Source organism: Pseudofrankia coriaricola (assembly GCF_001854805.1).
GTDB lineage: Bacteria > Actinomycetota > Actinomycetes > Frankiales > Frankiaceae > Pseudofrankia.
In genome coordinates this window covers 1-11,290 of record NZ_MBLO01000020.1, presented here as the reverse complement: position 1 = coordinate 11,290, position 11,290 = coordinate 1, and the positions used below count along the sequence as shown (strand labels likewise).

Genomic DNA, 11,290 nt, shown 5'->3' with positions numbered 1-11,290 from the left:
GCGGCGACGGGCGGCTACCCCGGACCGGCCTCGCGGGCCTCGCGGGACCCCCGGCCCCCGGCCGATCCCTACGCGTCCGATCCCTACGCGCGGGCCGATCCGTATGCGGCGTCCGACCCGTACGCCTCGGTGGATCCGTACGCGGCCGACGGGCGGCCGGGGGGGTCGTCCCAGCCCGGGGACGGGGACGACCCGTATGACGACGTGACGCGCCGCTGGCCGCGCCGCGAGCATTGAGGACACCCGACGAGGCCCGGGTCCGCGACCGGGCCGAGCGGGAACTGGAGTGCCTGGCCCGGCGCCGCCGCGAGGGCGCCGGGTACTGAGCGACGGGCCTGGGCGACGGGTCTTCCTCGTGACGAGGATATGAGCGCCGATGGGCGCGGGATGTGACGGGGGCCGCCGAGGCGGTCCTGACCGAGCAGGGAACGAGGCACAGTGGGAGCAGGGGAACTGGCCAGGCCCTTCGCAGAGGAGGCGGACCTGCCGGAGGACGGGGCCGTAGGGCCGTGCCCGGACGGAGCGAACCAGTGATCGAGCAGCCGGCGGTGCTGGTCCTGGAGGACGGCCGGGCGTTCGCTGGCGAGGCGTACGGCGCCGTCGGCGAGACGTTCGGCGAGGCGGTGTTCTCCACCGGCATGACCGGTTACCAGGAGACGCTGAGTGACCCGTCGTACTACGGCCAGATCGTGGTGATGACGGCGCCGCACATCGGCAACACCGGGGTGAACGACCGCGACTACGAGTCGTCGGGGATCCAGGTCGCCGGCTACGTCGTGCGCGACCCGAGCCGGCTGTCGTCGAGCTGGCGGGCCGAGCGTGGCTTGGCCGCGGAGCTCGCCCAGGCGGGCGTCGTGGGCATCAGCGGGGTGGACACCCGCGCGCTCACCCGCCACCTGCGCGAGCGCGGCGCGATGCGCTGCGGCATCTCCAGCCTGTCCGCCGACCCGGCCGTGCTGCTGGACAAGGTGCTGGCGAGCCCGGAGATGGTCGGTGCCGACCTCGCCCCCGAGGTGAGCACCCGCGAGCCGTACGTCGTCGCCCCTGCCGGTGGCGAGCGGCGCTTCCGGGTCGCCGCCCTCGATCTGGGGATCAAGCGCAACACGCCGCTGTCGATGGCCGCCCGCGGCTGCGAGGTGCACGTCCTGCCGGCGAGGGCGACCGCCGAGGACCTGCTGGCCGTCGAGCCGGACGGGGTGTTCTTCTCCAACGGCCCCGGTGACCCGGCGACCGCCGACTACGCGGTCGAGGCGGCGAGCGGCGTGCTGCGCGCCGGCGTGCCGCTGTTCGGGATCTGCTTCGGCAACCAGGTGCTGGGCCGGGCGCTCGGCTTCGGCACCTACAAGCTCACCTACGGCCACCGGGGCATCAACCAGCCGGTCAAGGACCTCGCGACCGGCCAGATCGCGGTGACCTGCCACAACCACGGCTTCGCGGTCGCGGCGCCCACCGACGGGACGCACGTCGACACCCCGTTCGGCCGGGTCGCCGTCAGCCACGTCGCCCTCAACGACGATGTCGTCGAGGGCATGGCCTGCCTGGACGTGCCGGCGTTCAGCGTCCAGTACCACCCGGAGGCGGCGGCGGGGCCGCACGACGCCCAGGGCCTGTTCGACCGGTTCTGTGAGCTCATGGCAGGGACCCGGCGGCATTCGCCGCCTCCGGAGGCGCGAAGGAAGGACATTTTCGCGCCTCCTTCGGCAGGGACCCGGCGGCCTGGGCCGCCTCCGGAGGCGCGAAGGAAGGACATTTTCGCGCCTCCTTCGGCGGAGAAGGGAGGTAAGTGATGCCGAGGCGGACGGATCTGCGCAGCGTCCTGGTGATCGGCTCGGGGCCGATCGTGATCGGCCAGGCCTGCGAGTTCGACTACTCGGGGACGCAGGCCTGCCGGGTGCTGAGCGCCGAGGGCCTGCGGGTGGTGCTGGTCAACAGCAACCCCGCCACGATCATGACGGACCCGGAGCTGGCCGACGCGACCTACGTCGAGCCGATCACCCCCGAGATCGTCGCCAAGATCATCGAGAAGGAGCGCCCGGACGCGCTGCTGGCCACCATGGGCGGCCAGACGGCGCTGAACACGGCCGTCGCGCTGTACGACGCCGGCGTGCTGGAGCGTTTCGGCGTCCGGCTCATCGGCGCGAACATCGACGCGATCCGCCGCGGCGAGGACCGCCAGCTGTTCAAGGAGATCGTCGCGACCATCGGCGGCGAGACCGCGCGCAGCGCGATCTGCGTGACCGTCGAGGAGTGCCTCGCCGCCGCCGACGAGTTCAGCTACCCGGTGGTCGTGCGGCCCAGCTTCACCCTGGGCGGCGCCGGCAGCGGCTTCGCGCACGACCCCGACGAGCTCGCCAGGATGGCGTCTGATGGCTTGTCGGCCTCTCCTTCCACCCAGGTGCTCCTCGAGGAGTCCGTGCTCGGCTGGAAGGAGTTCGAGCTCGAGCTGATGCGCGACCGCGCCGACAACGTGGTCGTCGTCTGCTCGATCGAGAACGTCGACCCGATGGGCGTGCACACCGGCGACTCGATCACCGTCGCCCCGGCGATGACGCTCACCGACCGTGAGTACCAGCGGATGCGTGACCTCGCGATCGCGGTGATGCGCGCGGTCGGCGTCGACGCCGGCGGCTGCAACATCCAGTTCGCCGTCGACCCGCGCACCGGGCGGATCGTCGTCATCGAGATGAACCCACGGGTGTCGCGCTCGTCCGCGCTCGCCTCGAAGGCCACCGGCTTCCCGATCGCGAAGATCTCCGCGAAGCTGGCGCTCGGCTACACCCTCGACGAGATCCCGAACGACATCACCCGCACCACCCCGGCCGCCTTCGAGCCGACGCTGGACTACGTCGTCGTCAAGGTGCCGCGGTTCGCGTTCGAGAAGTTCCCCGGCGCCGACGAGACGCTCACGACCCACATGAAGTCCGTCGGCGAGGCGATGGGCGTCGGGCGCAGCTACGCCGAGGCGCTGCAGAAGGCCCTCCGCTCGCTGGAGCGCCCGACGGCGGTGTTCTCGTTCACCCCGCCCGTCGGCGAGGCGGCCGCGCTGCTGGAGCAGGCCCGCGTCCCGCGCGACGGCCGGCTGAAGGTCATGCAGCAGGCGCTGCTCGCCGGCGCCGACCCGGCCGAGCTCGCCGCCGCCACCGGCATGGACCCGTGGTTCGTCGACCAGCTGGTCTTCCTCAACGAGGTCGCCGCGGCCACCGCCGCCGCCGGCCGTGACGACGTCGTGGCGGTGCGGCGGGCCAAGCGGGCCGGCTTCGCCGACGCCCAGCTCGCCGGGATCTTCGGGACGTCCGAGGACGAGGTCCGCGCGTTCCGGCACGCCCACGGGATCCGGCCGGTCTACAAGACGGTCGACACCTGCGCCGCCGAGTTCGCCTCGGCCACGCCGTACCACTACTCGGCCTACGACGAGGAGACCGAGGTCGCGCCGGGGGAGAAGCCCCGGGTGATCGTGCTCGGCAGCGGGCCGAACCGGATCGGCCAGGGCATCGAGTTCGACTACGCCTGCTGCCACGCGGTCATGGCGCTCTCGGACGCCGGCTACGAGACCATCATGGTCAACTGCAACCCGGAGACGGTCTCCACCGACTACGACACGGCCGACCGCCTCTACGTCGAGCCGCTGACCGTCGAGGACGTCCTGGAGGTCGTGCACGCCGAGCAGCAGGCCGGGCCGCTCGCCGGCGTGATCGTCCAGCTCGGGGGCCAGACCCCGCTGGGCATCGCGGGCCGCCTCGCCGCCGCCGGCGTGCCGATCGTCGGCACGTCCCCGGCGGCGATCCACCTCGCCGAGGACCGCGGACAGTTCGGCCAGGTGCTCGCCGCCGCCGGCCTGCCCTCGCCGCCGCACGGCGTCGCGACGTCCTACGACGAGGCGCACGCGGTCGCGGAGCGGATCGGCTACCCGGTGCTCGTCCGGCCGAGCTACGTGCTCGGCGGGCGCGGCATGGAGATCGTCTACGACGACGAGATGCTGCGCGACTACATCGACCGGGCGACTCAGATCTCGCCCGAGCACCCGGTGCTCGTCGACCGGTTCCTCGACGACGCGGTCGAGATCGACGTGGACGCGCTCTACGACGGCGAGGAGCTCTACCTCGCGGGCGTCATGGAGCACATCGAGGAGGCCGGGGTGCACTCCGGCGACTCGGCGTGCGCCCTGCCGCCGATCACGCTGGGCCGCTCCGAGCTCGACCGGATCCGGGACAGCACGCTGGCGATCGCCCGGGGCGTGGGCGTGCGCGGCCTGCTCAACGTCCAGTACGCGCTGCAGTCCGACGTGCTGTACGTGCTGGAGGCCAACCCCCGGGCGTCGCGGACCGTCCCGTTCGTCTCCAAGGCGACGGCGGTGCCGCTGGCGAAGGCGGCGAGCCGGGTGATGCTCGGCGCGACCGTCCCCCAGCTGCGCGCCGAGGGGCTGCTGCCGGCGGCCGGCGATGGCGCGACGCTGCCGCTGGACTCGCACATCGCCGTCAAGGAGGCGGTGCTGCCCTTCGGCCGGTTCCGCGACTCCGGCGGTCACGGGGTGGACACCGTGCTCGGGCCGGAGATGAAGTCCACCGGCGAGGTGATGGGCATCGACGGCGGCTTCGGGACGGCGTACGCGAAGTCACAGGCGGCGGCCTACGCCTCGCTGCCGACCTCGGGGCGGGTGTTCGTGTCCGTCGCCAACCGGGACAAGCGGGCGATGATCTTCCCGATCAAGCGGCTCGCGGACCTCGGCTTCACCGTCTACGCCACCGAGGGCACCGCGGCGGTGCTGCGGCGCAACGGGGTGAAGGCGGTTGTGCTCGGCAAGCACCGGGCGCCCGCGGACGGCCTCGTCGACTGCGTCGACATGATCAACGCGCGGCAGCTCGACCTGGTGATCAACACTCCCTGGGGCGTCGGGCCGCGCTTGGACGGCTACGAGATCCGGACCGCGTGCGTGACGGCCGGCGTCCCGTGCATCACGACGATCCAGGCCGCGGCGGCCTGCGTGCAGGGCATCGAGTCGCTGGTGCGCGGCGAGCTGGGCGTTCGGCCGCTGCAGTCGTACCACGAGGAGCTCCGGACGACCTGGGGCGCTCCCGTTGCCGGACGCTCCGCGCCCGCAACCGGGCAGCGCCTGTCGGGCGCTGAGCGCCCTCTTCACGTGGTTCCGGATTAGGGCGTATTACCGGGCTGGCCTGGTCCGGGGTCGAGGACGTGGCTGGGTTGGCACTGCGCCGATGCGCTGTCACTAGATGTGGTCAGGTTGCGTGAAGGGCTCGTGGGACGACTGACGGGCGCTGGCCTGGTCGGACGCTGATTGTGTGGCTGGGTTGGCGCCGTGCTGATGCGTTGTCACCACATGTGGCTGGGTCGCGCGGATTGCTTGACGGGGCGGCGCGACGCCTCTGGGCGGTGAGAGGGGAGCAGCTGTGAGTGGTCTGCCAAGTGGGGCGGTCCAGGCTTCGGGGAGGGCGCCGGTGGCGGTCGCGCTGGACGCGCCGGACGCGGCGACCGCGTTGCGGTGGGCGCGGGCCGTCGCGCCGCACGTGGCGCTCCTCAAGGTCGGGCTGGAGCTGTTCTACCGGGAGGGGCCAGCCGTCGTCGCCGCGCTGCGCGCCGAAGGGCTGCTGGGCGGCGGGGGCGCTCCGGGCGACGAGCCGGGGCTGTTCCTCGATCTGAAGCTGCACGACATCCCGGCCACGGTCGCGGGCGGGCTGCGCTCGGTCGCCGTCCTGCGGCCTCGGTTCGTCACTGTGCACGCCTCCGGCGGGGCGGCGATGGTCCGGGCGGCCGTCGAGGCGGCGGGTGAGGCCGCGGCGGCGGCCGGTGTCGAGCCGCTCACGGTCGCCGGGGTGACCGTGTTGACCTCTCTCGGCGAGGCCGACCTCGCCGCCGTCGGACTCTCCCCGCCAAAGGTCGCGCGACGATGGCGAAGCCTCGCGCGGCCGGCGGCGAGGCGGGATGGGCCGGCCCTCGACGCGGCCCGCCGGCTCGCGGTGCTCGCCGTGGAGGCGGGTGCCGGCGCGCTGGTCTGCAGTCCATGGGAGGCCGAGCGGCTCCGGGAAGAGGTCGGAAATAGTGTGACTCTCATCACTCCAGGGGTCCGTCCCAGGGGCGCGGACCGGGCGGACCAGGCCCGGGTCGCGACCCCGGAGGAGGCCCTCGCGGCGGGTGCCGACTACGTGGTGATGGGCCGCCCGGTCACCGGCGCGGCCGATCCGGAGGTCGTCGCGGCGGCGCTCGCGGCCACCCTTGGCGGCCCGTCGCGGGCCGCTGACCTGCGGTAACGCTATCCGGGGCTGCTTGGGGCATCTCCATGCCGTACTGGCATGGAGGCGACGTTCCCGGCCGGTTGGCGGGCTGGGTGGCCCTCGTGCGCCAGCGGTCTCGTGGGCTCGTAACCCGGCGTTTCGGGTCGGTAAACCTTCTTTGGGATGGAGCGACCCCCGCTAGACCGGCGCGACAGTACTCGCTAGGTTGCGCGTCGCGATCACCCCATTTGAGGAGGCGTAACCGTGCCCCTGCCGCCCCTGACGCCCGAGCAGCGGGCAGCCGCCCTTGAGAAGGCTGCGCTGGCGCGAAAGCAGCGTGCTGACCTCAAGGAAAGGCTCAAGAAGGCGGAGACGACCTTGGCCGCGGTCTTGGAACAGGCCGAGGAAGACGAGGTCGTTGGCAAGATGAAGGTTTCGGCGGTGCTCGAGTCGCTTCCGGGGGTGGGCCGCGTTCGGGCCCAGCGAATCCGGGAACGACTCGGCATCAGCCCGACCCGTCGGCTGCGTGGCCTTGGTGCCAAGCAGCGGGCCGCGCTCCTGGAGGAGTTCGGCGCGGCGTCCTGACGACGGCGCCGGCGCGTCCCCCCGCATAGCGCCTCCAGCGCGATGCGGGACCTCTACGGGCTCGCTGGCGGCGTTCGGCGGACACCGCCGGTGGGTTGGTGCTCCCCGGCGCGTCCACGGCCGGGGAGCCGGTGACCACGCTGGGACGGCGGGGCAGCCTGCCTTCGCCATACCTGGCTAGGACAGGCCGAGGCCGGCCGGAGCGGGCACCCCGGGGGACCGGGAGGCTCGTCTCCGGCCGGCCTCGGCGTCCCAGCACCCAGGCCGAAGTCCACGCGATGATGGCGGAGCCTCGTGTGGCCGGAGGCCTCAGACGCGATCTAGTGCCCCCGCCCGGGGCAGGACCAGCCCCTGGGCGCCCTAAGGTGGGCGGATGGGTCTCACGGTGCTCTCCGGGCCGTCCGGAGTCGGGAAGGGGACGGTCGTCGCCGCCGTCCGCCGGCTTTTCCCGGACGTCTGGGTGTCGGTCAGCGCGACCACCCGGGTGCCGAGGCCGGGTGAGACCGACGGCGTCGAGTACCACTTCGTCGACGACGACCAGTTCGACCGGATGGTCAAGGACGGCGAGTTCGTCGAGCACGCCACCTTCGCGGGCAACCGCTACGGCACGCCCCGCGCGCCGCTGGAGCGGCGGCTCGACGAGGGGCTGCCCGCCCTGCTGGAGATCGAGCTGCAGGGCGCCCGCCAGGTACGCGCGGCGATTCCGGCCGCCAGGTTCGTCTTTCTCACCCCGCCGAGCTGGGACGAGCTCGTCCGTCGGCTGACCGGGCGGGGCACCGAGCGGCCCGAGGTGATCGAGCGCCGGCTGGCCCGCGCCCGGGTCGAGCTCACCGCCGAGCCGGAGTTCGACGCGGTCGTCGTGAACGACGACGTCGAGGCCGCGGCGGCTCGGTTGGTATCATTGCTGATTACCGAGTGATCTCTGGGGATGACCCCCAGCCCTCTCGACCACACCGCGTGGCCCTCTGGTCGCCGTCCGGAAGACGGAATCTGGGCGTCCCAAGGAGCCGCGCGGCCGAGAGGCGGGTTCCCAGGACTCCGACGACGGGCCTTGTCCGGCCGCCGTCCTCGAACCGCCAGACCCAGACCTGAGCACCTAGCCACCTGAGCACCTAGCCACCGGAAGGACCACCTTGTCCGGTACACCCGCCCAGCCCGAGGGCATCACCAACCCGCCGATCGACGAGCTGCTCGAGGCGACCGACTCGAAGTACAGCCTCGTGATCTACGCGGCCAAGCGTGCCCGCCAGATCAACGCCTACTACTCGCAGCTGGGCGAGGCCCTGCTGGAGCACGTCGGCCCGCTGGTCGAGACCAGCGCCCAGGAGAAGCCGCTGTCGATCGCGCTGCGCGAGATCAACGCCGGCCTGCTCACCCACGAGGCCACCCCCGAGTCGCTCCCGCCTGCCTCCTGACCGTGGGCGCGATCGGGCCGATCCTGTTCGCTTCCCCTCCGGGGAAGCTCCCAGGCTCCCGCGTGATGCTGGCCCAGGGGGGCACCTCCCCCCATGATCCGCTGGCGCGGATCCTCGGGGACCCCTGGTCCCTGGAACCCCCGACGCGAGTCTCGTCGACGGATCCGGCTGCCCGTGCATCACGGCTCCGGTTGGCAGGCCCATGAGCCTGTCGTCGGCCGTGGGCGGGGCGGGCCGGCGCCCGCGCGTCGTGCTCGGCGTCTCCGGCGGGATCGCCGCGTACAAGGCGCTGGAGGTGCTGCGCCGGCTCACCGAGTCCGGCCACGACGTCCGGGTGGTGCCCACACCGTCCGCCCTGCGGTTCGTCGGTGAGGTGACCTGGGCCGCTCTCTCGGGCAGCCCGGTGCACACCGACGTGTGGGCCGACCCGGATGAGGTCGCGCACGTGCGGATCGGCCGGGAAGCGGACCTGGTGCTCGTCGTCCCCGCCACCGCCGACCTGATGAGCCGGGCCGTCGCCGGCCGTGCCGACGACCTGCTGACCGCGACCCTCCTCACCGCGCGCTGCCCGGTGCTCTACGCCCCGGCGATGCACACCGAGATGTGGGAGCACCCGGCCACCCGGGCCAACGTCGCCACGCTGCGCGAGCGGGGCGCCATCGTCGTCGACCCGGCCGTCGGCCGGCTTACCGGCCCCGACTCCGGCCCCGGGCGGCTGCCCGAGCCGGCCGAGATCGCCGCGCTCGCCCGCGCGGTGCTCGCGCTCGGCCCGGCCGCCGCGCGGCCCGACCTCGCCGGCCGCCACGTCGTGGTCAGCGCCGGCGGCACCCGGGAGCACCTCGACCCGGTGCGCTTCCTCGGCAACTCCTCCAGCGGCCGCCAGGGCTACGCGCTGGCGCGCGCGGCCCTGGCCAGGGGCGCGCACGTGACCGTCGTCGCGGCCAACGTCGCCCTGCCCGACCCGGCCGGCGCCACCGTCGTGCGCGTCACCTCCGCGCTCGACCTGCGTGACGCGGTGCATGCCGCCGCGGTGAGCGCCGACGTCGTCGTCATGGCCGCCGCCGTCGCGGACTTCCGCCCGGCCAAGCCCCAGGACTACAAGATCAAAAAAGAGGGCGGCGTCCCGGCGCCGGTGGAGCTGGAGCCCAACCCGGACGTGCTCGCCGAGCTGGTCTCCACCCGCGACTCCCGCCCGCCGGGCCAGCTGCTGGTCGGTTTCGCCGCCGAGACCGGTGGCCCGGACGGGTCCGTGCTCGACCTCGGCCGCGCGAAGCTCGACCGCAAGAAGGCCGACCTGCTGGTCGTCAACGAGGTCGGTGCCGGGCTCGGCTTCGAGGTCGACCACAACAGGGCCGTCGTCCTGGGGCTCGACGGCTCGGCGACGACCATCGAGCACACCACCAAGGACCTGCTGGCCCACCGCGTCCTCGACCTGGTCGCCGGTCGCCTCGCGTAGGCGCCCGGCCGGACCGGGTTGTTGCGGAGGTGTGAGCCCCCTTGGTCGCGCCGGTGACACTCGGGTGGCCGACGACGAGGCACCTCGCGTACCCCTCCCGCCTCATCGGTAAACTTCGTCAGAATCTGCCGGATCTTTCAGGGGGTACCACCAAGTGGCGACGCGCCTGTTCACGTCCGAGTCCGTCACCGAGGGACACCCGGACAAGATCGCTGACCAGATCAGTGACGCCATCCTGGACGCGATGCTCAAGGACGACCCGCGCAGCCGGGTCGCCGTCGAGACGCTCATCACCACCGGCCAGGTGCACGTCGCCGGCGAGGTGACCACCAAGACCTACGTCGACATCGCCTCGGTCGTCCGGGAGAAGATCCTGGAGATCGGCTACGACTCGTCCAAGAAGGGCTTCGACGGCCACTCCTGCGGCGTCAGCGTGTCGATCGGCTCGCAGTCGCCCGACATCGCCCAGGGCGTCGACACCGCGCACGAGAACCGGGTCGGCGGCTCCCTCGAGGACGAGCTGGACAAGCAGGGCGCGGGCGACCAGGGCCTGATGTTCGGCTTCGCCGTCAACGAGACCCCGGAGCTGATGCCGCTGCCGATCGCGCTCGCGCACCGGCTGGCGCGCCGCCTGTCCGCGGTCCGCAAGGACGGCCGGGTCGGCTACCTGCGCCCGGACGGCAAGACCCAGGTCACCATCGAGTACGTCGACGGCAAGCCGGCCCGGCTCGACACCGTGGTCGTCTCGACCCAGCACGCCGCCGACATCGACCTCGACACGCTGCTCGCGCCCGACATCAAGGAGTACGTCGTCGACCCCGAGCTGGCGACGCTCGACATCTCCACCGAGGGCGTCCGGCTGCTGGTGAACCCGACCGGCCGCTTCGAGATCGGCGGCCCGATGGGCGACGCCGGCCTCACCGGGCGCAAGATCATCGTCGACACCTACGGCGGCTACGCCCGCCACGGCGGCGGCGCGTTCTCCGGCAAGGACCCGTCCAAGGTCGACCGTTCCGCCGCCTACGCCACCCGCTGGGTCGCCAAGAACGTCGTCGCCGCGGGGCTCGCCACCAAGTGCGAGGTCCAGGTCGCCTACGCGATCGGCAAGGCGCACCCGGTCGGCCTGTTCGTCGAGACCTTCGGCACCGCCACGGTCCCCGAGGAGCAGATCTCCGACGCGATCACGTCGGTCTTCGACCTGCGCCCGGCCGCGATCATCCGCGACCTCGACCTGCTCCGCCCGATCTACGCCCCGACCGCCGCCTACGGCCACTTCGGCCGTCCGGAGCTGGACTTCACCTGGGAGTCCACCAGCCGCGCCGACGCCCTCGCGAGGGCCGTCAAGGGCTAGGCGGCTGGCCTGGGCTGAGCCCCGCTCGGAACTCTCCGTGGCCGGGCTTCGTCCGGCCACGGGAACATGCCTGGCTCGCCAGGTGTCGGGGCGAGGCGCTGGACGCGCTCGCCCCGTGTCGGGCGCTAGGCGCCCTCCCCGTGTGGGTTCCGGGCCCCGGCATGTGGCGGTGGTCGGGCCGGGACCGGGCTGACGAGGTGGCTGGGTTGGCGCTGCGCCGGTGCGCTGTCACCAGCTGTGGCCGGCTTGCGCTCGC

At 72.9% G+C, this 11,290-nt stretch carries 8 protein-coding genes and 1 pseudogene; all 9 read left to right on the top strand.

Annotation, left to right across the window (positions count from 1 at the left end; translation table 11 throughout):
• Window positions 1-237 (top strand): annotated as a pseudogene (locus BCD48_RS52885) (hypothetical protein); the annotation flags it as partial.
• 293 nt (window positions 238-530) lie between these two features.
• Window positions 531-1,787 carry a glutamine-hydrolyzing carbamoyl-phosphate synthase small subunit gene (carA, locus tag BCD48_RS03770; protein WP_241841488.1) on the top strand — a complete coding sequence of 419 codons (1,257 nt, stop codon included), beginning with the start codon at window positions 531-533 and terminating at the stop codon, window positions 1,785-1,787.
• Complete coding sequence (gene carB / locus BCD48_RS03765) at window positions 1,787-5,152, top strand: carbamoyl-phosphate synthase large subunit (RefSeq protein ID WP_071046819.1); 3,366 nt, start codon at window positions 1,787-1,789, stop codon at window positions 5,150-5,152. The genes carA and carB overlap by 1 nt, the downstream gene beginning before the upstream one ends.
• Window positions 5,153-5,405: 253 nt before the next feature.
• A complete protein-coding gene (pyrF, locus tag BCD48_RS03760) occupies window positions 5,406-6,263 on the top strand; it encodes an orotidine-5'-phosphate decarboxylase (RefSeq protein WP_083418129.1) in 858 nt (285 codons plus the stop codon).
• 228 nt (window positions 6,264-6,491) lie between these two features.
• On the top strand, window positions 6,492-6,812 hold the full coding sequence (mihF, locus tag BCD48_RS03755) for an integration host factor, actinobacterial type (RefSeq protein WP_007518859.1): 321 nt from the start codon (window positions 6,492-6,494) through the stop codon (window positions 6,810-6,812).
• Between the two features lie 373 nt (window positions 6,813-7,185).
• Window positions 7,186-7,731, top strand: coding sequence for a guanylate kinase (gene gmk, locus BCD48_RS03750; RefSeq protein ID WP_071046818.1), 546 nt, complete (start codon window positions 7,186-7,188; stop codon window positions 7,729-7,731).
• A gap of 214 nt (window positions 7,732-7,945) precedes the next feature.
• A complete protein-coding gene (gene rpoZ, locus BCD48_RS03745; RefSeq protein ID WP_071046817.1) occupies window positions 7,946-8,227 on the top strand; it encodes a DNA-directed RNA polymerase subunit omega in 282 nt (93 codons plus the stop codon).
• A gap of 202 nt (window positions 8,228-8,429) precedes the next feature.
• Window positions 8,430-9,683, top strand: a complete 1,254-nt coding sequence (coaBC, locus tag BCD48_RS03740; protein ID WP_071046816.1) for a bifunctional phosphopantothenoylcysteine decarboxylase/phosphopantothenate--cysteine ligase CoaBC — start codon at window positions 8,430-8,432, stop codon at window positions 9,681-9,683.
• 154 nt (window positions 9,684-9,837) lie between these two features.
• Window positions 9,838-11,034 (top strand): methionine adenosyltransferase, encoded by a 1,197-nt coding sequence (metK, locus tag BCD48_RS03735; protein WP_071046815.1) that lies wholly within the window; start codon window positions 9,838-9,840, stop codon window positions 11,032-11,034.
• Window positions 11,035-11,290: the final 256 nt, after the last annotated feature.

Excerpts from the sequence above, each read along its gene's own strand:
- gmk (WP_071046818.1), top strand. The coding sequence starts at position 7,186 with ATGGGTCTCACGGTGCTCTCCGGGCCGTCCGGAGTCGGGAAGGGGACG.
- coaBC (WP_071046816.1), top strand. The coding sequence starts at position 8,430 with ATGAGCCTGTCGTCGGCCGTGGGCGGGGCGGGCCGGCGCCCGCGCGTC.
- carB (WP_071046819.1), top strand. The coding sequence starts at position 1,787 with ATGCCGAGGCGGACGGATCTGCGCAGCGTCCTGGTGATCGGCTCGGGG.